The sequence below is a fragment of the Mammaliicoccus sp. J-M41 genome (genome assembly GCF_022385935.1).
Classification (GTDB): domain Bacteria; phylum Bacillota; class Bacilli; order Staphylococcales; family Staphylococcaceae; genus Mammaliicoccus; species Mammaliicoccus sciuri_A.
Genome location: NZ_JAJNIR010000003.1, coordinates 1 through 21,320, shown reverse-complemented (window position 1 = coordinate 21,320; position 21,320 = coordinate 1). Strand labels below are relative to the sequence as shown.

The following is a 21,320-nucleotide window of genomic DNA, read 5'->3' as shown; positions in this document are numbered from 1 at the left end:
GTTCACCTCTTACAAACACAAAAATTATTGTAACCTTAACGACAATGTTTGTCAAGATTTTTTCTTAACATTCATTATCTGATACAATACTTATGATGAAGTGAAATGGGAGGAAATGCAAATGAAAAGTGTTGCTTTAATAACAGAATATAATCCATTTCATAATGGGCATGTATATCACGCAGAATCTTCTAGAAAATTAACAGAAAGTGATGTTGCTATTTCTATTATGAGTGGTTCTTTTACAATGCGTGGAGAACCAGCAATTTTAAGTAAGTTTAAGCGTGCCGAAATGGCCATTCAATATGTAGATTTAGTCATTGAATTACCACTTGTATATGCCATATCATCTGGTGATTTATTTGCTAAAGGCAGCGTTCAAATAGCAGAACAACTTGGATGTGACACATTATCTTTCGGAAGCGAATCTGGAAATATTGACGATATTAAACATGTCATTAAAGAAATAGAACAAGTATCTAAAAGTGAAAAATACAAACAAATGCTGAAAGAAGGTAAATCACACCCGAGAATTATTTCAGAATTAATACCTCATAATCAAATGCTTAAAGGTTCAAATAATTTACTCGCAATTGAATATGTGAAACATATTATGCAGCATAACTTAGCAATAGAACCAACAACGATTCAAAGAATAGATAATATGTATTTAGATGCTCATTTAAACGAAACAACACACATTTCAAGTGCAACTTCTATACGTAACGCCTATTTCAGACAGGACGATACATATCAATTAAGTTTACCGACAACAAGTTCAAATATATTAAAACACGCTCATGCAGTTAACTGGGATCACTTTTTCCCATTATTAAAATGGACAATATTAAGAGCTACCCATGAAGAATTGCGAGACATATATATGATGACTGAAGGATTAGAATATAAAGTTAAAAAAGAAATTAAAGATAGTACGAACTTTGAAATGTTTGTACAAAAGCTCAAATCTAAGAGATATACGTGGACAAGAATACAACGCTTGTTAACCGCAATTTTATTAAATGTTACGAACGAACAAGTTTCTGAATATAATCCAACTGCCATACGTGTACTTGCAATGTCTAAAAAAGGACAAGCATATTTAAAATCTATTAAAGAATCATGTCCATTACCTATCGTTACAAATGTTAATAAACAAACAGCAACTCACTTCACTAATGAAATTAAAGCAACAGATTTATATCAATATATTTCAGGTGATTCTGATACTGATTTTAATAAACCAGTCATAATAAAAAACGCATGACATATGCATGCGTTTTTTATTATGACTCTTTATTTTTAATTTTTTCTTTCAGTGCTTTATTCACATTTTCAGGAACAAATTCCGAAATATCGCCGTCAAATTGTGCAACTTCTTTCACAACACTTGAACTTATAAATGAATAATGATTATTTGTCATCATATATAATGTTTCAATGTCATCATCTAATTTTTTATTCATAGATGTCAATTGCATTTCATACTCAAAGTCGCTAACAGCTCTTAATCCTCTTACAATCGTGTTAGCATTTATTTCTTTACAAAAGTCTACAAGTAAACCATGAAATGAATGAACCACTATGTTTGGTACATCTTGTACCGCTTCTTTAATTAATTCAACACGCTCTTCAGTACTAAATAACCCTTTTTTAGAACTGTTTTTCAATACAGAAACATGAATCTCATCAAATATTTTAGCACTACGCTTAATAATATCAATATGTCCTAATGTTATTGGATCAAAGCTACCTGGAACAACTGCTATTCTCTTAGTCATTGTCTTCTCCTTTTGTTAGCAACATAACATGCGTCAGTCCATATTCATACTTTTTGAGAACTTTGAACGCACCCGTATCTATGTCTTCACTTTTATCAAATTCGCAAATTATTGTACCATTTACATTTAATAAGTCAAACGCTTGAATTTTTTCTAATGATTGATCAATAAGCGATTTTCTATAAGGTGGATCTAGAAATATATAATCAAACTTAATATCGCGTTTATTTAAAGCTTTTAACGCTCTAATTGCATCATTTTTATAAACTACGTATTGAGTTTCAGGTATATGTAATGTGTTTAAATTTTCTTTTATCATTTTAGTTGCTTTGAAATTACCGTCCACAAAAATCACTTTATCTAAACCTCTAGATAATCCTTCGATACCAAGTCCACCGCTACCTGCAAATAAATCTAACCCGATACCTTCTAAATCTTGAAGGCCATTAAAGATATTCTCTTTCACTTTATCTGTTGTCGGTCTCGTTGATTGACCATCTATTGTTTTTATATGAAGTCTCTTGTATTTTCCACCTATTACTCTCAATGTTAATCATCACTTTCTTTATTATTAATTATTATTTATACTTATCCTTATAGTATTTAAACGAAAACGAGGTTTATAAAAATGAAACAATCATTTATCGTCATCGGTCATGGTCTAACTGATTTATTTGAATTTCAAACGTTAATCGAATATAACCATGAACGTATTTCCGACATTATTATGTTACATACACCATTATCTAAGGAGAAACTATCTTCAGCTTGTATCATTATGAAGCCTACTAAAGGTCAACATTTCCAAGCGATTTACATGATAATGGAAGGTATTAAATATCCGTACCCTGATTCAAATAAGAAATTCGATTTAATCAATGAATGGGCTAATGCATATCACATACAAGTTAAAGGTCTTGATGTTAAATCACGTGCTGATTTCGCTGAAGATGAACTTTACTTCGCCTATTTAAAAGGTGTATTAAGACTTGAAAGATACTTGCCACCGCTTCAGTAGTTAAAAGTTTAAATACTCTTTTTTGTCCGTATTTGAATTAGAGTAATCTCTTTTAACATATTTAAATGGTGAAACTTTTACATCTTTAACATATTTTAGTTTCATTAAATGTTGAACAGTATCGTCTATTTTATCTTCATTTGTATATAACATGACGTATTGTTCTTTTCTATGTGCAAAGTATATATTACCAAACTTGCGTAATTGTCGTTCGTGTTTCATATTCTTTAAATATACGACAATACTGATTCGTTCTACTAATTCCATCAAAATAACCTCCTAACGCTTTTTATTTTTATATTAGCACTTTCTATAAAATGATGAAAGAAGATAACTTCAAGCGTATGTGACTTGCTTTCTTATCTTAAATCAATTTGATAGAATATATATAAGTCTTTATTTGCATTTCGAAAGGATAGGATAACATGTCAAAAATTAATTTATTAAAAACAACAGGTCTTATCGGAGGCATTGTTGCGGGTTCTTGGATTGTGACAAAAGCAACATCAAACGTTAAACCACGTACAATTAAACCATTCTTTACACAACCAGCTCCTTATGTATTCGCTCATCGTGGAGGCATGGCGTTAAGACCAGAACATACACGCTTAGCTTTTGATCATGCACTCAAATACGAAGTAACTGGATTTGAAGTAGACGTTCGACTTACTAAAGATGAAGTACTTGTCGTAACACATGATGACACTGTTGATCGTACAAGTAACGGTTCAGGCTATGTAGGTGATCATACATTAGAAGAACTTCGCCAATTAGATTTCGGATACCACTTCAAAGATATTAATAACGAGCATCCTTATAGAGGAGATGCAAAAGCTAAAATCGTCACTTTAAAAGAGTTATTAACTGAATATCCAGATGTCTTAGTAAATATAGATATTAAAGACCACCCTGAGTCATATAGTGGTAGTTTAGCACCATCACACTTATATCGTTTAATTACAGACCTTAAAGCTGAAGATCGCGTTAATATTACGAGTTTCTATGATAAACAAATTGATCGCTTTAATTTATATGCTCAAGATTCCATTGCATTAGGTACAGGTCAAAGCGAAGTGGCTAAAGCGTTCTTAGCTTACCAATCAGGATATGGTCATACGTATCAACCTAAATCTGATACATTCCAAATACCAACACAAGCTAAAGGCCTTCCTTTAGACTCAGAAGGTTTCATTCAATTTTTAACATCACTCAATATATCTGTTGCTTATTGGGTTGTAAATCAAATCGATACAATGGATGATTTAATCCAAAAAGGCGCACATACGATTGTAACCGATCGCCCAGATACTGCGCACTTCTTAATAAAAAAACAATACTAATTTAAAAAGCTTTCCATCTGTCAAATGACAAATGGAAAGCTTTTTTATGTTATGTTGAACATCCACAAGAACCACCAGTAGAACAACCGCCACCATGTGACTCACTACTAAAGAATGGATTACCCGTATCCACTTTAACATTGCTGGAGACTGAATAAGAAACAATGCTAATCACTTCATCTAATAAATCTTGTAATGCAGTTTCTTTAGTCTTAAATTCAGAAACAACTGGATGCATTTCATATGCCCTCTTTTGTTGTCTTGTTTCTTTCATGACTCTACTGTAATCAGGATGATATCTGCCAAATCTTAAACAATCATCATAATGTGATTTTATTTGATCAAATTTTTGTCTTAATATTTTAACTTCAAAATTTGTTTCCAGTTGATGTTTTGCTTCGATATATTCTTGATAAATATATGAATCTTTAATACATGCGCTTAGTTCATCTGATTGATCAAGTATATCAACTGTTTCTGCAGTAAACATAATATGATTCCCCCTTATTCTTTATTTTCTTTAAAAACAAGTGAATAGTATTCGCGAGAATTACCAGCACCAAATTCATCATATTGACTACCTAATAACTTTTCTCTATAAGTATTGTTGTTTAACCAGCTATTGATAAGTGTTGGTACATCATAGAAATTGTAAGCTAAATTTTGGTTAATAGATTCATATTCAATTTTTTGATTATTGATATGTTTTGTGATGCCGTCTTCTAGGGATTTAACTGCCTCTTCTTCATCTATATCATCTTCAATTAAATCTGCTTCCATTTGTGTTATATACGTAAGTTGATCATTAATCTGTAATGGTTTGACATCTTTCATTTCTCTAATTTCATTTACGATTTCAAGAAGTGATAAATCTTTATTTATATGAGCTTGGAAGTCTTGTTTGTCTGTTCTCTTTAGTTTGTGCTCTTTATCACCTTTTATTTTAGACATTGAAAAAGGTGCATTTTCAATGACAACATCTGAATCCATAAACTGTACGCCCATCACTTCATTTGTTTCACTATCAATTAAGACTTGTGTATAAACATTGCCATATTTAATCAATAATTGTGTCTTGATATCACGTTCAGATAATTCTAATTGATATTTACCATATGTACTTTCAACAACTGGTTCCATATCTATATTTGTACCATTAAAAAGCTTTGTTGCATCTTGTTTCATTTTAATTGGTGAAACATTCACTTTATTTCCTGTAGCAAATACTGAAGAGACTTTATCATTTTTAGTAGATATTAAATAATAATGCTCTTTATTTTTAAAGACATAATTCTTTCTACCGTGCTCTGCCTTATATACCCTATCTGGTTGTCCTAAATCATTTATGACTTCTTTAATATTTTTATAGACATATGTACCTACGCCTTCTTTCAACTTTGCATTGCCAGTTGATTTCTCGGCTTGTTGCTCATAATAATTCTCATTTGCTTTATCATGAGAGTAGTTAGGATTCTTTAAAACATCAAATTCTAATTTAGGTGAATAGAATAAATAAAAGAGTACAATGATTAAAATAGTTATTGCTACAACTTTTATGATAATATTTTTCAACTATTTACCTCCTCATTTATTCCTATATTCAATTATATCATTTTACAGGAAAACATTTACCTAAATCAATCGAAATGTTGTCATATTTGTTAAATATAAATGTACATTGCAACATTGGCGCTTTTATCATAAAATAAACTTAAAGGTACTTAGAGGGAGGAAAAATACATGGTATTTGATAATACAGGTCTTGAAAAGGTTATCATTGAACAAGAGCTATTAAAAGATGTTATGAATAAACATGGTTTTATTGCTGGAGGACATTGGGATTATGAACGTATTACTTATGATTTTAAATATGAAATAAGTGAAGGCGTCTATTACCTAAGAATTCCAGGTTATGCACTTAAAGGGGACATTGGTGCCAATAACGCAACAATTCAATTAATGGATCCATATCTCGGTAAACACTACTATCCAACAGGTGTAGAATACGGAGATGATGAAGTTTACCCAGATAATTTAGTTGCACATTGTAACTTATTAATTGAACGTATCACATCAGATATTAATGCATTAAATACATTAGGTGCGCATTAATTAAAATAATACTAACAGAGTAGAGACGTGATATTTCACGTCTCTTTATTTATATATAAATGAGCAAAGAGGTCATCATTATGAAAAGATGGATAAACAAACGAAACATAAGCATATTTATCATTATAGTTTTATCTATTCTATTTATTTATTTCATTTTACCGATATCAATACCTTTAATAACAGCACTTGTTATCGCATTAGCACTCAATCCGCTCGTTAATAAACTTACACATAAAATTAAAAGCCGGAAATGGAGCGTAACGATTATTTATACGTTACTCCTTACGATAACAGGATTTGTTATATTTTTATTTTTAACAAAATTAATAGACCAGATTGTGCTATTTATTAAAGATTTGCCTAATAAAATTAATATACTCATCACTGTAATTGAACAATACAATGACAAAATGAAAGCTATTTTACCGGATGAAATGGCAGTTACTATCAACAAAGAACTGCAAAATTTCGTTGCTTCATTGAGAGATTCAATTGCAAATTATTTAAGCGTTGAAAATATAACAGAAGTTGTATCTTCTTTACCTGGTTTCATTATTAGTCTTGTTGTGTTTCTTGTAGCATTGTTCTTATTTATGCTAGAAATACCAAATATTCATAAATTTATTAAACAACATCTATATCCATCGACTTATCATGAAGTTTATAAAATATACAATAAAATAGGTCATTCTATTATTGGTATGATATCTGCTACCGTCGTATTAAGCTTTATTACTTGGTTATTTACATACGTCGGTCTACTAATCATTGGTGTAGATTCAGCGTTTATTATCAGTTTATTTATATGGTTTATAGATATCTTACCGATTATTGGTGCAACAGGTTTTACAATTCCGTGGGCAATTTATGCTTACATAGTTGGAGACCCAACGCTCGGTATTCAGCTGATTATACTATCTGTTATTTTACTCGTTCAAAGAAAAATATTAGAACCTAAAATATTCGGTACAGGTGTTGGTTTATCTCCACTACCTACTTTAATATCCATGTTTATCGGTTTAAAATTACTAGGCTTTATTGGATTCTTTATTGGACCATTATTCTTAATCGTTATCAAAACAATACTAGAATCTGGTCTTATAAAAACAGACTTTAAAATATAATATATGCAAAAAACCTCTCAACCCATTATAAACGGATTGAGAGGTTTTAATTTAATGTCCTAAAATTGCTTTTATCATAGATGTTGTATCACCACCATGATAGAACACATATAATAATAAATAAACGGCAACACCTGTAATAGCTGTACAGAACCAAATAATAGATGTTACTGGCCCAAATTTACGGTGTCTATCCAGTTTGTTAGTCCAACCTAAATAAATCGTATAGATCCCCATCACTGCCCCGACAGTCGCTAGTGTTATATGGAAAATCAAGAAAATTGTATAATAAATTTTGATATTATCCGGTCCACCAAATGAAGTATTTCCAATAAATACTGTTCTACTAGCATAAATGGTAAAGAATACGACTGCAGAAACTGCAGCAGATATCATAAATTTTTTATGTGTTTCAATTTTTCGTTGTGCAATAAAGTACCATCCGATAGCAACTAAAATTGCGCTTAATACGATGAAAGTTGTACTTATTGTCGGTAAAATTGGTAAATTCATTTTCATACATCCTATCTAAATTGATTATATAATGCTTTTTGCTCTTGTAATTTTCTCAAGCTATCTTCAGTGATTTGCTTTTCATTTTTTCTCTCATATCTAAACCATCTCATGAAAATGATATATAAATAAATACCAAACACGATTTCTTGCATAACTTTCATGATGACGCCACCTGTTTGCTGATCTTCTAATGGTGTGAAATTCGTGAAGTATTCTGGACCAGATAATCCTGTTCCTTGGACGACTGTATTTAACGTATCAGCTGGTACACATAAAGTCATCGCACCAAGCCATGCTTTACCTGACGTGTATGTTTCATACATTGCAGTTCCACTAAATATGATAAGTCCACATGAAGGTGTTAACAACACACCGATAAAGAAGATATATAAGATTTTCTTAATGTTACTCATGTGCAGTTCTTCAGGAATATGTTTGTTAAATATTGGATGCCACATAAACCATGCACTTATGAATAGAATAATCGTATATAACTCATGCAAAACTAGATCTTGTTTTAATGTATCTAACACAAGTGGTATATGATATACAGAGAATAAACCGTTAAAAAGAAAAATTGCTAATATCGGCTTTGTAAATAATTTAACAATCTTATTAATTACAGGTAGTTCTTCCACATATTTGATGATGTATTCTGGGATAGCAAAATACAGCAATGGAACTACAATTAAAAATAATAAAGCCATTTGCAACATATGGAAACTAAATATGATATGTGAAAGCAGATCAATAGGTCCACCTTCTAAAAAGTATATCGTTAACATTAAGATAACGAAAAGTGTCGCTTCACCTTTTCTTAAAGGTCTTCCACCTGGTATATCTTTATACCATTTTCCACAAATCAAAAAGTATAAGATAATTACACATAATACGCCTACAAAGAAGAATGGCGTCCAGTTTGCCCAAAAACCGAATATAGATATTGAGGTTAAGTTACCCATCTCTTTACACTTCCCCACTTAGTCATTACTTTTATTATAAAATTTAATGAACCGTTAAACAACCCAACAATGTAAATAGTTATGACAATGATATGACCAAATAAAAAGACTCGAGAACTTATATAACAAAGTTCTCGAGTCTTTTATAAATTATTTTGTTTTTACGAATAATGGATCGCCTAACCATACGATGTAAATAAATGTTACAACGAACGATAATCCGAAGAATACACCCGTAATCATAAATAATTTTGATATACCATGCTTTTCAGCTTTCATATGCATGAAATAATAGAATTGTAATACAACTTGTAGTACTGCTAATCCTAAAATAACCGGTATAACGAACTCTTTAGGAAGTTCAGCAGCAACTAATGCGAAAGCAATAAAAGTAACAAAAATCATAATAGCGAAGTTTGTAACTTGCATACGCATTTCTTTTGTACTTTTACGCTTCTTATAATCTCTAAGTGCTTGTGCGTCATGATTTAATTGTTGACTCATATTATCCTAACGCTCCCATCAAGTATACTACTGTAAAGATAAACACCCATACAACGTCAATGAAGTGCCAATATAAAGCAGCAGTATTAAATTTATGTGCATTATAAATACTTAATCCTCTAGCTCTATTACGGAAGATGAGTAATGTTAACCATACTAAACCTATAAGTACGTGGAATCCGTGTGTTCCTACTAAGAAGTAGAAGGCACTACCGAATGCACTTGAACGGAATGTATGACCTTGATGTACATACTCAACGAATTCATAAATTTCTAATCCTAAGAATCCTAATCCTAACAATATTGTAATACCAATCCAAAGGAATAATCCTTTAGCATTGAAATTACGCATATGATATAAAGCATACACACTTGTTAGAGATGATGTTAATAATAACATCGTCATTACGAACGCTAATGGTAAATGGAATAAATCTTTAGCTAATAAATGATCTTCACTTGGTACAGCATCTTTTAGTGCTAAGTAAGTAGCGAATAGTGATGCGAATAATGCAACCTCTCCACCTAAGAACACCCAAAATCCTACGAGTTTGTTCTTGCCTTCCATAGATGCTGTTTCAGGATGGTTTGGCCAATTGTCAGCTGTAAATTTTGCTTCTTCATGTGACATTAACGCTCACCCCTTTCATACTCTAATAACTCTTCTTTAGAAATATGATGACCGTGATCATCTTTAAGTGATCTTACAATCATACTTCCTGCAGTAATACCTAAACCAAGAATCAATACGTATACTGCCCATGGTTTTTCATGTAAATCTTTAACTGCATCTAAAGCCCATTCTTTACCATCTGCAAAGTATAAAGCACCGAATGCAGCTACGAATAAACCGAATGCTTGCATAAATGGAATAAATGAATTATTAGGCATATGAATCTCATCTAAAGATTCAGCTGGAAGAATTTTTCCGTCACCTTGAGTTTTTTCAATCCATAATGCATCTAATCCACGAACTAATGGTGTTTGTGCAAAGTTATAATGAGGTGTTGGTACTGGTAACGCCCATTCTAATGTACGACCGTCTCCCCAAGCATCTTTTCCAACTTTTTCACCTTTAGCTAATGTCATGATTACATTGATTACTTCAGTAATAACAGCTACTGCCATGAATAGCGCACCAATTGTTGATACTAAGTTTGGTATGTCATACCCTTGACCAGGTAAGTATGTAAATACTCGACGTGGCATACCCCATAGTCCTAAGAAATGTTGAATTAAGAATGTTAAATGGAAACCAATAAAGAATAACCAGAATGTTACTTTACCTAATTTTTCACTTAACATTTTACCAGCTATTAGCGGGAACCAATAATGTAAACCAGCTAATAATGCGAATACTACACCACCAACAATTACGTAGTGGAAGTGAGCAACGATAAAGTATGAGTCATGTAATTGATAGTCAGCTGGTGCTGATGCTTGCATAACACCTGTTACCCCACCCATAACGAATGATGGAATAAAGAATAACGCATATAACATAGGTGTTGTGAATTCAACGCTACCGCCCCATACAGTCAGCAACCAGTTGAATATTTTAACACCGGTTGGAACAGCAATTGCCATTGTTGCAACAGCGAATATTGCGTTAGCTACTGGACCTAAACCTACAGTGAACATGTGGTGAGCCCAAACCATGAATCCTAAGAATCCGATTAATACTGTAGCGAATACCATCGCTGAATAACCGAATAAACGTTTTCTAGCAAATACAGGTATAATTTCAGAGAATATACCAAACGCTGGTAATACTAAAATGTAAACTTCTGGGTGTCCAAAGATCCAGAATAAATGTTCCCAAATAATTGTGTTACCACCTTGAGATGCAACAAAGAATGATGTACCAAACATTCTATCGAATATTAATAAGAAAATACCGATAGTTAATGGTGGGAATGCAAATACGATTAATGTAGAAGCAACAAATGTTGTCCAAGTCATTAATGGCATACGCATATACGTCATACCAGGTGCTCTCATGTTAACGATTGTAGCTACAAAGTTAATACCAGCAATTAATGTACCAGCACCAGAGATTTGTAACCCTAGAGCATAGAAGTTAATACCATGCCCTGCCGATTCTAAAGATAAACTTGCATAAGATGTCCAACCTGCGTTAGGTGCTCCACCCAAAATCCATGATAAGTTTAAGAATATTCCACCGAAGAAGAATAACCAGAAACCTAATGCATTTAAGAATGGAAATGCAACATCTCGTGCACCAATTTGTAATGGAACAACTGCGTTCATATAACCGAATAGTAAAGGCATTGCGGCTAAGAATATCATTGTTGTACCATGCATTGTGATAATTTCATTAAACAGTCCAGCTGTAACAAAGTCGTTTTCTGGAACTGCTAACTGGATACGAATTAACATTGCTTCGATACCACCGATAGCAAAGAATAATCCCCCAGCAATTAAATACAAAATAGCAATTTTTTTGTGGTCGACTGTTGTTAAATAGTCCCAAATAGTCGATCCAAACCCCTTTTTACTTTGAGTAGACACTAGAGTAACCTCCCTTTCAATTCTTACTTATCAACTTTTCTTTCCATTAAGTAGGCAGATAAAGCGTCAATGTCTTCATCAGAAACTTTATATTGACCAGTCATCTTATTACCAGGTTTAACGCTTTCTGGGTCTTTAATCCATTTTTTAAGATTTTCTTCATCATGTTTTAAGTAACCTGCAATTAAATCACGATCACCAAAGTTAGTTAAGTTAGGGCCTTTAGCGCCATCTCCAGTTGGTGTAACAGCGTGACATCCTGCACATGATTTGTTAAATACCTTTTCACCTTCTTTAGCTTGGCTAGAAGTAGCGGCTACAGGTTTTTTAACGTCTTTCATATCTTTAACCCATTTATCAAAATCATCTTGTGGTAGGGCTTTCACTTTAAAGTCCATTAAAGCATGTGATGGTCCACATAACTCAGCACACTTACCATAGAATAGATTTTTGACTTCTTTAGCTCTTTTATCATCGAATTTTAAGTAGAATTTATTAATACCTTCTACGTTAGTATCCAATTTTCCTCCAACTGCTGGTACCCAGAATGAGTGTTTAACATCAGCTGAATGTAATCTGAAGTAAACTTTCTTATCTGTTGGTACAACCAGTTCTTGGCTGGTAACAATTTTTTCATTTGGATAACTAAACTCCCACCAATAAAGGTTAGCAGTTACATCAATAACAAGTTCTTTACTTTTACCTTTTTCATCTACTTTGTCGATTGCTTTCGTATCTCCAAGTGAGAACGTAAGCATCACAGTAGGAATTGCTAGAATAATAAGTAAAATGATTGGGATGATTGTCCAAACCAATTCTAATTTATGATTTCCTTCAACGTCTTTAGGTACATAATCTTCACCTAATTTTTTACGACGGAATTTAATCATTGCAAATAAGAATATAACAACAACTACAATAATAACTAGCAACATAATGCCTATTGAAAGCATTAGTAAAAAGAATTGTTTATCAGCAACTTCACCAGCTGGGTGAAGTACTGATAAATGTTTTTGTCCACAACCTGCTAATACAAACAGCAAAGTAGCAAGCAAACCGAACATTTTCGTGTTTTTTAAACGTGTCTTCATTCGTTTAACCCCTCTTTCATGCATTCATTCATAATTAATTATATTAATTGTATAACAGTTACGATAACTGTCATGACAAAGAAAATAACAAGATAATTTAAAGAAAAAACAAACATACTCGTAGCCCATTTTGATTTGTTTATTTCTTTTTTAAATCCATATAAAGCTAATAACATCCATGCTAAGTTGAGCAGTGTTGCAATAACGATAAACACTGTACCAAGTTGCGTCATTAAGAACGGTATCGGTAATAATAGAACTACCCAAAACAACATACTTAAACGCGTTCTATTGAAGCTTTTAACTGACGGTAACATTGGTATATTAGCTAAGGCATATTCATCTTTACGACGATAAGCTAAAGCATAAAAATGAGCAGGTTGCCATGCAAATAACACTAAGAATAGTGTCCATGCTAATGGGCTTAATGATGGATCAATACTCGCCCAACCGATTAACGGCGGTATTGCACCTGGAAAACTTCCTACAACTGTATTCCAAACGGTATGTCTTTTTGACCATATTGAGTACAGTACTACATATCCAAATATACCAAGTAATCCAATTATGCCAGTTGGAATATTTATCATGAATAATAAAATTTCACCCACAACCATTAATCCGAAACTTAATTGTATTAAGTGGCGATTACTAATACGTCCATTTACTGTAGGTCTCTTTTGTTTTGAAGGCATGATAGAATCGATATCTTGATCGTAATAATTGTTTATAGCACATGCTCCGCCCATAATTAGGGTTGATCCTACCATCATTAATAGAACAACCGGTAAACTGTGGAAGAAGTTAAATCCACCAAATACTATTGCAAGCCACGCACCCGCAAATGTTGGAATCAGATTTCCTTGAACAAGACCCATTTTAATGATGGCTTTAATTTCATACAAAGTGAGACGTCCAGTTTCTATTTCTTTCTCAGAAGTCACACTATATTGATTTTGTTGCAATTTTGTCCCTCCTTCCATTATCTTTCACATATAACTCAATGATATATGAAAATTGTCACATAATCTATACATTTTTGAAACAAAATTTTGACATTTTATTACTTATACTTTGTTCGCATAAAAAGTCATTATTGTGTAACATTTACAATGCACATTCATTGTTATACTATATATATTAGTGTTTAAATTAGAATCGTATTAAAGTAAGAATAGTTGTTAATACGTTGTTCTCTTAAATTCTATCATATTTTGACATATAAATAAGGTTTATTTTAGAATAAAACTCATTTTATAGTACTATAAATATCAATTTTAATTTTACTTGAGGTGTTCGAATTGTTTAGTGATAAATTTTTAAAATGGCTATCTACTATAACGACAATTGTGATGCTCTTTGTCCAATTAGGTGGCGCATTAGTTACTAAGACTGGCTCCGCTGATGGTTGCGGAAACTCTTGGCCATTATGTCATGGCTCTGTTATACCTGCAGATTGGCCAGTTGAAACGATTATAGAATTAGCACATAGAGGCGTATCTGGATTAGCACTTATTCTTGTTTGTCTACTTACTTATATAAGTTGGGTCAAACTTGGTCATATTAGAGAAGTTAAACCACTTTGTATTACAAGTATTGCATTTATTTTTGCACAAGCTTTAATTGGTGCAGCTGCTGTAATTTGGCAACAAAATGATTTTATTTTATCTCTACATTTCGGAATATCACTTATTAGCTTCGCATCAGTTTTATTATTAACATTAATTATTTATGAAGTTGATCAAAAATTCGAAGCTACAAGCTTAATAATAGATAAACACTTAAATTTCCACACTTATGCTGTTACATTATTTATATATTTTGTGATTTATTCAGGCGCACTTGTAAGACATGCAGATGCAAGTTTAGCATGTTTAAGTTGGCCATTATGTAGAAACGGTGAAGTCGGACTACCTCAAAACTTTTATGAATGGGTTCAAATGTCACATAGAACTTTAGCTTTCATCATATTTATTTGGATATTATATATATTCATTCATGCTTTCAAAAATTATACACAATACCGCGTTATTAAATACGGTTGGACATTAGCTTTTGTACTAGTTTGTTTACAAGTAACAACAGGTGCTTTATCAGTTATCACACGTGTTAATTTATTTATCGCACTCTTCCACGCATTATTTATAACAATGTTATTCGGATTATTATGTTACTTTATTATGCTAATATCACGTTCTAAACGTCGAAGTTAACTTACAAAAAGCCGCTTAAATCATCAATTGATTTAAGCGGCTTTTATTTTATTATGCTTTATCGATTGTAATAATCAAATCTTGTGTTTGAATACTGTCACCAGCTGAAACGTAAATATTGCTTACCGTTCCATCAAATGGTGCTTGTATTGTAGTTTCCATTTTCATTGCTTCAGTAATGATAAGTGCATCACCTTGTTTCACTTCATCACCTTGTTTTACTTTCACTTCTGAAATTGTACCAGGCATTTGAGCACCGATATGAGATTCATTACTTAAATCTGCTTTTTGTAGTACTGCCTCAGATACTTTAACATGTTCATCTTTAACGTATACTTTTCTAGGCTGACCATTCAACTCATAGTATACCCAACGATGACCATCTTCGTATACATGACCAATAGAAAGTAATTTAACGATTAAGATCTTACCTTTATCAATTGTTATTTCTACCGTTTCATTTTTCTTCATACCGAATAAGAATGTAGGTGTGTCTAACAATGATAAGTTTCCGAAACTTTCATATGTCTTAATATATTGTTCGTAAACTTTAGGATAAATGGCATAACTGATTAAATCTTGTTCCGTTACTTCCTCTTGTTGTTTAGCTTGTAGCTCTTCACGCAATGCATCAAAATCAACAGGCTCTAATAATTCACCTGGTCGTTTTTCAATTGGTTGTTGCCCTTTTAAGATGACTTTTTGTAATTCTTTATTAAAGCCATTTACCGGTTGACCAATTTCACCTTTAAAGAATGAAACTACTGATTCAGGGAAATCTAGTGAACGTCCACGTTTAATGACACTTTCTTCATCTAAATCATTTTGAACCATGTATAATGCCATGTCTCCAACTACTTTAGAAGAAGGTGTTACTTTTACGATATCTCCAAATAATAAGTTAACACGTTTATACATGTCTTTAACTTCATTAAATCTTTCACCTAATCCTAAACTCTTAGCTTGTTGACCAAGGTTAGAATACTGTCCACCTGGCATCTCATGTTGATAAATCTCAGTATGTGGAGAACGAATATCACTTTCAAAATCAGAATAATAGTTTCTAACTGTATCCCAATATTGAGATAATCTTTCAAGACCATCAATATTTGTTCTAACATCTCTTTCATTTCCACTTAATGCATAGTATAAAGAGTTAGCTGAAGGTTGTGATGTTGTACCACTCATACTTGCTACTGCAGTATCGATAACATCGACACCTGCTCTAATCGCACTTTGATAAACAAGTAATCCGTTACCGCTCGTATCATGAGTATGTAAATGGATTGGAATATCAATTTGTGTCTTCAATTCACTAATTAATTCATAAGCTGCTTTAGGTTTTAACAATCCAGCCATATCTTTAATGCCCAGAATATGTACACCTTCACGTTGTAATTCTTTAGCTAGATTAATGTAATACTCTAAAGTATATACGTTAGATCTTTCAGGATTTAAGATATCGCCTGTGTAGCAAATTGCACCTTCAGAAATTTTACCTGATTTTTGTACCGCTTCATTTGCGACTTTCATTTGATCTAACCAGTTTAATGAATCGAATATTCTAAATACATCGATTCCAGCTTCAGCACTTTCTTTAACAAATTTTTCAATCACATTATCAGGATAGTTTTTATATCCAACTGCGTTTGATGCTCTTAATAACATTTGGAATAACACATTTGGAATTTTTTTACGTAATCTTGTTAAACGTTCCCATGGATTTTCTTTTAAGAAGTTGTATGCCACATCAAATGTTGCACCGCCCCACATTTCTAATGAAAATGCGTCATTTAAATATTTAGCTGTTTCAGGTGCAATTTGTAACATATCGTATGTTCTCATACGTGTTGCTAATAATGATTGATGTGCATCTCTAAACGTCGTATCCGTCAATAATACTTCTTCTTGTTCTTTTAACCATTTACTTACGCCTTCAGGTCCATGTTGTTCTAGAATTTGTTTCGTACCTGATAATGATGCAATTTCTTCATTAGATACTTCTTCTAATTTGAACTTTTCAAAGTGTGGTTTTTCTCGTTTTTCAACACCAGGGAATCCATTTACCGAAATGTTCCCGATATATTGTAACGTCTTTGTACCTCTATCTCTAGTCGGTGTAATATCAAATAGTTCTGGGTTGTTTTCTAAGAATTTAGTTGTATATGTACCCTTCGCGAACTTCTCGTGATTTACCACATTATATAAGAATGGAATATTTGTTTTAATACCTCTTATTCTCATTTCTTTAAGAGAACGTAGCATTTTTTCAGTCGCTTGTCTTAATGACATAGCATGTGTTGAAACTTTCACTAATAATGAATCGTAATAAGGTGAAATTTCTGCACCTTCAAATCCATCACCAGCATCTAGTCTTACACCGAAACCACCACTTGAACGGTAAGCAATAATTTTACCTGTATCTGGCATGAAGTCATTTAATGGATCTTCAGTTGTGATACGACTTTGAATTGCGAAACCTAAAGTAGTAATGTCTTCTTGTTGTGGCATTTCAATTTTGTCACCAAATAATGATTCACCTTCAGCAACTAGAATTTGCGTCTTAACAATATCAATACCTGTTACCATTTCAGTAATGGTATGTTCTACTTGTACACGTGGGTTAACTTCAATAAAGTAGAATTCATCACCAGATACTAAGAACTCAACCGTACCTGCATTTACATATCCGATTTTCTTCATTAAGTCTAATGCGACATTACAAATACGATGTCTCAGTTCATCACCTAATGAAACAGATGGTGCAACTTCAACGACTTTTTGATGTCTACGTTGTACTGAACAATCTCTTTCATATAAATGAACTAAGTTTCCGTGTTCGTCACCTATGATTTGAACTTCAATATGTTTTGGTTGATCTATGTATTTTTCGACATAAACTTCACTATTTCCGAAAGATTTTCCAGCTTCTGATTTAGCTCTTTGGTATGCATCTTCTAATTCACTCGCATTATTGACGATACGCATGCCTTTACCACCACCACCTGAAATGGCTTTGATGATAACTGGGAAACCGTGTTCTTTTGTAAATGCTTCTACTTCCTCAAATGATTCAACCGCACCATCAGTTCCTGGAATAACTGGAACATCTGCAGCTATAGCTGTCGCTCTAGCTTTTACCTTATCCCCAAACATGTCTAAATGTTTAAGTTCTGGTCCGATAAATTTAATACCTTCTTCAGCACATCTCTTAGCGAATGTTTCATTTTCACTTAAAAAGCCATACCCCGGGTGAATCGCATCGACGCCTGCTTTTTTGGCAACTTTTATAATTGCTTCTATATTTAAATAACTTTCAGTTGGCCCTAGGTTTTCATCTACTAAATAAGACTCATCTGCTTTATATCTATGCAATGCCCCTAAGTCTTCATTAGAATAAATCGCTACCGTTTCAATATCTAACTCTGTTGCTGCTCTAAAAATTCTGATTGCAATTTCGCCTCGATTGGCTACTAATAATTTATTTATTTTGCTCATATTTGGAGGCTCCCCTCAATGTATTTGAATTTTCTAAAAACAATATATTAGTCCATTATATAAAAATTGCGGATTATATTCTACTATAATCCGCAATTTTTATATAATTTATTAATTTGATTGATTAATTATGCATTTATCTCGTGCTTTGACGACTCTCAATTCTTATCTGTTTAGCCGTTAATAATAGTATACCTGTCGCGATACTTAAGCTTAACATTGAGGATCCACCAAATGTCATAAATGGCAATGGAACACCTGTTAAAGGAATTGTTCCTGAAATACCAGCTAAGTTTACAAAAGTTTGAATACCAATATAGCTTGAAATACCTACACATACTAATTTAAAGAAATATGAATCCGTAAGGGCTGCATATAAGAAACCTTTATATACAATGAACCCAAGTAATCCTATTATGAATAACACGCCGACTAAGCCTAGTTCTTCTGCAATAACTGCAAAAATAAAGTCTGTATGCGGTTCAGGTAAATAACCTAATTTCATTATGCCATTACCTAGCCCTTTACCGAAGAGACCGCCGTTACCGATTGCTAATAATGAATTAGCTAAGTGATATCCAATACCGCTTTCGTAGTTGAAAGGATTTTCAAGTACATGAAATCGGTCTGCTTGGTGTTGTGACAGAATGCCACCTTTAAACACTATACTAAAGATAATGAGTAATACAACACCTGCAAAAATTGGACCAGACCATTTTAAAATTGCTTTAATACCAATACCTGAATATGCGAAGATACATAATACGATCATACATAGTATCAACGCTTGACCTGTATCATTTTGTAATAAGACTAATCCAATACAAGTACCAATTAAGAATAAAGGCATCATCAGTGCAAGTTTAAATTGTTTAAGTCGATTTCGTCTTTTATCAATAATGAATGATAAGTATAAAATCATTGCAACTTTCAATATTTCAGATGCTTGTAAGTTCATAAAACCTAAGTTAATCCAACTTTTTGCACCGTTAATTGTCGTACCAACAAGTAAAGTTAACACGAGCAAACCAAATATTGTAAATATAACAATTTGTTGTACTCTTTTATTTTTTAAAATGTTAATGTGCATAAAATACGACATAAAAAACACAATAAAAAATCCAACTATACAATATAGTAACTGCCTCACAAAAAAGTAAGTACCCGATACTGGGATACCACCTGTTAAAGTACCTTTTGTAGCAGCTACCATACTTGCGCTGTATACCATCACTAAGCCAATGAATGATAAAATGATATAAGTAATTAACAATGTGAAATCTATGTATTTTGAGTAATTCTTAATGTACTGGAAAAACCTCTTAATATATTCCATCGACTCATTCCAATTCTAAAAAAATAAGTCTAAAGAAAGATTTCTCCTCTCTAGACTTTGTATAATTTAAGCATTTGTGAAAGCATCATGCAATTTAGATAGTTCCTTTTCTAAACTTGCCATAAGTGTCTGACCCTTTTCTCTATCAACAAGTCCAATTTGTACTGCAAAATCTACTTCCTTTTGAAGACCAAACATTTGCGTATCTAAAACTTCCTCATATAAAGGACATTGTGGCATAGTTAAGTTGTCCATTTGTACCTTTATTAACTGAAGGATTTTTTCAGAATCGTTATATAATTGGTCATATGCCCTTTGACAAATTTCTGAATCGTAATGCATGACATACTCCCCCTTAATCTTTTTTAAGTTTCTATACTTATAAAATTTTAGACTACAAATCTGAAAATTGCAAGCGAAAACAGAAGGTTATTAATTACAAATATGTTAAAATTGAATTGTGAGATTGATAGGAGTGAAAAAATTGATACAAATTAAAGGAAATACGAAGTTTAATATTACGTTAGATGCAACAACATGGATTTTTGATGATCGCAAAGTAAAAATTGAAGATTTAGAGCAAGGTATCTTTAATGGCGAAAAGCCAATTGAATTTGAAAATAATGTTGCATGGAACCGTGCAATCCTTGAAGGTGCTACAAATCCTCCAACATTAAATAGTGAAACAACTTATAAAAGACGTTCATTTTTAAAAGATACTTATGTTATAAATGCGATGCCTTTTATCAAAAATGCTGAACCAAATGAAAACGCTACAAAAGTAGTCTTAAAAAATGATCAAGATTCAATTGATATTCCAATTGAACAATGGCCATATTTATTTTTCCAATTCTCTAAAGAAGGAAAAATGATATATAAAGATGGTAAAATCGACGCTTTTACTTATGATCAAGAAAATGGTTACCAAAATAAATTCAGTTATGTTTCAGACATAGAGGTTGTTTAACCATGATTATGAAAGTAAAATGTATTATTTGTGATTCTGTCGTTAATTTAGATTCTAAATCTAAAGAAGCAAAAAGATTAAGAAATCACCCAATCCGTACATTTATGTGCGATGATTGTAAAGCAAGACTTGATAAACCTAAATCAGAATACAAATAAAAAAGGCAGCTCTTAGGCACTGCACCCTTACTAAGGAAGCTCAATAAAAACACTATTTTCTAGGCTGCTAATTCCCTATATTCTATAGGGGATAAGTAGCCTAGTTTTTGTTGAATTCTAACTTTATTATAGTTTTCAATGTAATTTTCGACAATATCTATTACA

At 32.3% G+C, this 21,320-nt stretch carries 24 protein-coding genes; 8 read left to right on the top strand and 16 right to left on the bottom strand.

Features of this window, described 5'->3' with window-relative positions; translation table 11 throughout:
• Positions 1-121 precede the first annotated feature (121 nt).
• Positions 122-1,267 (top strand): nucleotidyltransferase, encoded by a 1,146-nt coding sequence (locus tag LQ686_RS02035; protein ID WP_107596704.1) that lies wholly within the window; start codon positions 122-124, stop codon positions 1,265-1,267.
• 19 nt (positions 1,268-1,286) lie between these two features.
• Here the strand turns inward: LQ686_RS02035 and coaD are convergent, their stop codons facing one another.
• Positions 1,287-1,781 carry a pantetheine-phosphate adenylyltransferase gene (gene coaD, locus LQ686_RS02030; RefSeq protein ID WP_025904641.1) on the bottom strand — a complete coding sequence of 165 codons (495 nt, stop codon included), beginning with the start codon at positions 1,779-1,781 and terminating at the stop codon, positions 1,287-1,289.
• Positions 1,774-2,328, bottom strand: coding sequence for a 16S rRNA (guanine(966)-N(2))-methyltransferase RsmD (gene rsmD, locus LQ686_RS02025; RefSeq protein WP_239733118.1), 555 nt, complete (start codon positions 2,326-2,328; stop codon positions 1,774-1,776). Before rsmD ends, coaD begins: the two co-directional genes overlap by 8 nt.
• A gap of 81 nt (positions 2,329-2,409) precedes the next feature.
• Between rsmD and LQ686_RS02020 the strand changes: the two genes are divergently transcribed.
• Positions 2,410-2,799 carry a DUF7147 family protein gene (locus LQ686_RS02020; protein ID WP_025904643.1) on the top strand — a complete coding sequence of 130 codons (390 nt, stop codon included), beginning with the start codon at positions 2,410-2,412 and terminating at the stop codon, positions 2,797-2,799.
• On the opposite strand, the gene LQ686_RS02015 is transcribed toward LQ686_RS02020, so the two are convergent.
• The gene (locus LQ686_RS02015; RefSeq protein ID WP_037587474.1) at positions 2,800-3,066 is read right to left on the bottom strand and encodes a DUF2129 domain-containing protein; all 267 of its coding nucleotides are present in this window, start codon (positions 3,064-3,066) and stop codon (positions 2,800-2,802) included.
• 158 nt (positions 3,067-3,224) lie between these two features.
• Here LQ686_RS02015 and LQ686_RS02010 point away from each other — a divergent pair, with 158 nt between their 5' ends.
• Positions 3,225-4,139 (top strand): glycerophosphodiester phosphodiesterase family protein, encoded by a 915-nt coding sequence (locus LQ686_RS02010; RefSeq protein ID WP_107596705.1) that lies wholly within the window; start codon positions 3,225-3,227, stop codon positions 4,137-4,139.
• Positions 4,140-4,188: 49 nt separating this feature from the next.
• On the opposite strand, the gene LQ686_RS02005 is transcribed toward LQ686_RS02010, so the two are convergent.
• Together LQ686_RS02005 and LQ686_RS02000 are read right to left on the bottom strand one after the other, a co-directional pair.
• Positions 4,189-4,629: a YlbF/YmcA family competence regulator gene (locus LQ686_RS02005; RefSeq protein WP_037587470.1), complete on the bottom strand. Its 441-nt coding sequence runs from the start codon at positions 4,627-4,629 to the stop codon at positions 4,189-4,191.
• Between the two features lie 14 nt (positions 4,630-4,643).
• Complete coding sequence (locus tag LQ686_RS02000) at positions 4,644-5,711, bottom strand: CAP-associated domain-containing protein (RefSeq protein ID WP_025904647.1); 1,068 nt, start codon at positions 5,709-5,711, stop codon at positions 4,644-4,646.
• A gap of 168 nt (positions 5,712-5,879) precedes the next feature.
• Here LQ686_RS02000 and LQ686_RS01995 point away from each other — a divergent pair, with 168 nt between their 5' ends.
• Together LQ686_RS01995 and ytvI are read left to right on the top strand one after the other, a co-directional pair.
• Positions 5,880-6,251: a YugN family protein gene (locus LQ686_RS01995; protein ID WP_025904648.1), complete on the top strand. Its 372-nt coding sequence runs from the start codon at positions 5,880-5,882 to the stop codon at positions 6,249-6,251.
• An 80-nt stretch (positions 6,252-6,331) separates the two neighbouring features.
• Positions 6,332-7,378 (top strand): sporulation integral membrane protein YtvI, encoded by a 1,047-nt coding sequence (gene ytvI / locus LQ686_RS01990; RefSeq protein WP_107565744.1) that lies wholly within the window; start codon positions 6,332-6,334, stop codon positions 7,376-7,378.
• 51 nt (positions 7,379-7,429) lie between these two features.
• On the opposite strand, the gene LQ686_RS01985 is transcribed toward ytvI, so the two are convergent.
• The 7 genes from LQ686_RS01985 to cyoE all read right to left on the bottom strand — a co-directional run bounded on the left by LQ686_RS01985 (position 7,430) and on the right by cyoE (position 13,948).
• On the bottom strand, positions 7,430-7,891 hold the full coding sequence (locus LQ686_RS01985; protein ID WP_180991487.1) for a DUF420 domain-containing protein: 462 nt from the start codon (positions 7,889-7,891) through the stop codon (positions 7,430-7,432).
• An 11-nt stretch (positions 7,892-7,902) separates the two neighbouring features.
• A complete protein-coding gene (gene ctaG / locus LQ686_RS01980) occupies positions 7,903-8,856 on the bottom strand; it encodes a cytochrome c oxidase assembly factor CtaG (RefSeq protein ID WP_025904651.1) in 954 nt (317 codons plus the stop codon).
• A gap of 150 nt (positions 8,857-9,006) precedes the next feature.
• Positions 9,007-9,360, bottom strand: coding sequence for a cytochrome C oxidase subunit IV family protein (locus tag LQ686_RS01975; RefSeq protein ID WP_025904652.1), 354 nt, complete (start codon positions 9,358-9,360; stop codon positions 9,007-9,009).
• 1 nt (position 9,361) lies between these two features.
• Positions 9,362-9,991: a cytochrome c oxidase subunit 3 gene (locus tag LQ686_RS01970; protein WP_025904653.1), complete on the bottom strand. Its 630-nt coding sequence runs from the start codon at positions 9,989-9,991 to the stop codon at positions 9,362-9,364.
• Entirely contained in the window at positions 9,991-11,892 is a 1,902-nt protein-coding gene (ctaD, locus tag LQ686_RS01965) for a cytochrome c oxidase subunit I (protein ID WP_025904654.1), read from the bottom strand. The genes LQ686_RS01970 and ctaD overlap by 1 nt, the downstream gene beginning before the upstream one ends.
• Positions 11,893-11,915: 23 nt before the next feature.
• Complete coding sequence (coxB, locus tag LQ686_RS01960) at positions 11,916-12,983, bottom strand: cytochrome c oxidase subunit II (protein ID WP_025904655.1); 1,068 nt, start codon at positions 12,981-12,983, stop codon at positions 11,916-11,918.
• 38 nt (positions 12,984-13,021) lie between these two features.
• On the bottom strand, positions 13,022-13,948 hold the full coding sequence (gene cyoE / locus LQ686_RS01955; protein ID WP_025904656.1) for a heme o synthase: 927 nt from the start codon (positions 13,946-13,948) through the stop codon (positions 13,022-13,024).
• A 336-nt stretch (positions 13,949-14,284) separates the two neighbouring features.
• On the opposite strand from cyoE, the gene LQ686_RS01950 reads away from it, so the two are divergent.
• Positions 14,285-15,196 carry a COX15/CtaA family protein gene (locus LQ686_RS01950; RefSeq protein WP_107573150.1) on the top strand — a complete coding sequence of 304 codons (912 nt, stop codon included), beginning with the start codon at positions 14,285-14,287 and terminating at the stop codon, positions 15,194-15,196.
• A gap of 51 nt (positions 15,197-15,247) precedes the next feature.
• Here LQ686_RS01950 and LQ686_RS01945 read toward each other — a convergent pair whose 3' ends face one another.
• The 3 genes from LQ686_RS01945 to LQ686_RS01935 all read right to left on the bottom strand — a co-directional run bounded on the left by LQ686_RS01945 (position 15,248) and on the right by LQ686_RS01935 (position 20,372).
• Positions 15,248-18,694 (bottom strand): pyruvate carboxylase, encoded by a 3,447-nt coding sequence (locus LQ686_RS01945; protein WP_025904658.1) that lies wholly within the window; start codon positions 18,692-18,694, stop codon positions 15,248-15,250.
• A gap of 136 nt (positions 18,695-18,830) precedes the next feature.
• The gene (locus LQ686_RS01940; protein ID WP_103360517.1) at positions 18,831-20,030 is read right to left on the bottom strand and encodes an FtsW/RodA/SpoVE family cell cycle protein; all 1,200 of its coding nucleotides are present in this window, start codon (positions 20,028-20,030) and stop codon (positions 18,831-18,833) included.
• A 66-nt stretch (positions 20,031-20,096) separates the two neighbouring features.
• Positions 20,097-20,372: an Fpa/YlaN family protein gene (locus LQ686_RS01935; protein WP_025904660.1), complete on the bottom strand. Its 276-nt coding sequence runs from the start codon at positions 20,370-20,372 to the stop codon at positions 20,097-20,099.
• A gap of 142 nt (positions 20,373-20,514) precedes the next feature.
• On the opposite strand from LQ686_RS01935, the gene LQ686_RS01930 reads away from it, so the two are divergent.
• Both LQ686_RS01930 and LQ686_RS01925 read left to right on the top strand, forming a co-directional pair.
• Complete coding sequence (locus tag LQ686_RS01930; protein ID WP_107565748.1) at positions 20,515-20,997, top strand: hypothetical protein; 483 nt, start codon at positions 20,515-20,517, stop codon at positions 20,995-20,997.
• A 5-nt stretch (positions 20,998-21,002) separates the two neighbouring features.
• A complete protein-coding gene (locus LQ686_RS01925) occupies positions 21,003-21,155 on the top strand; it encodes a DUF2197 domain-containing protein (RefSeq protein ID WP_080690503.1) in 153 nt (50 codons plus the stop codon).
• Positions 21,156-21,214: 59 nt separating this feature from the next.
• On the opposite strand, the gene LQ686_RS01920 is transcribed toward LQ686_RS01925, so the two are convergent.
• Positions 21,215-21,320, bottom strand: a 106-nt coding sequence (locus LQ686_RS01920; protein WP_142397671.1) for an IS3 family transposase, incomplete at its 5' end; no start/stop codon positions are given.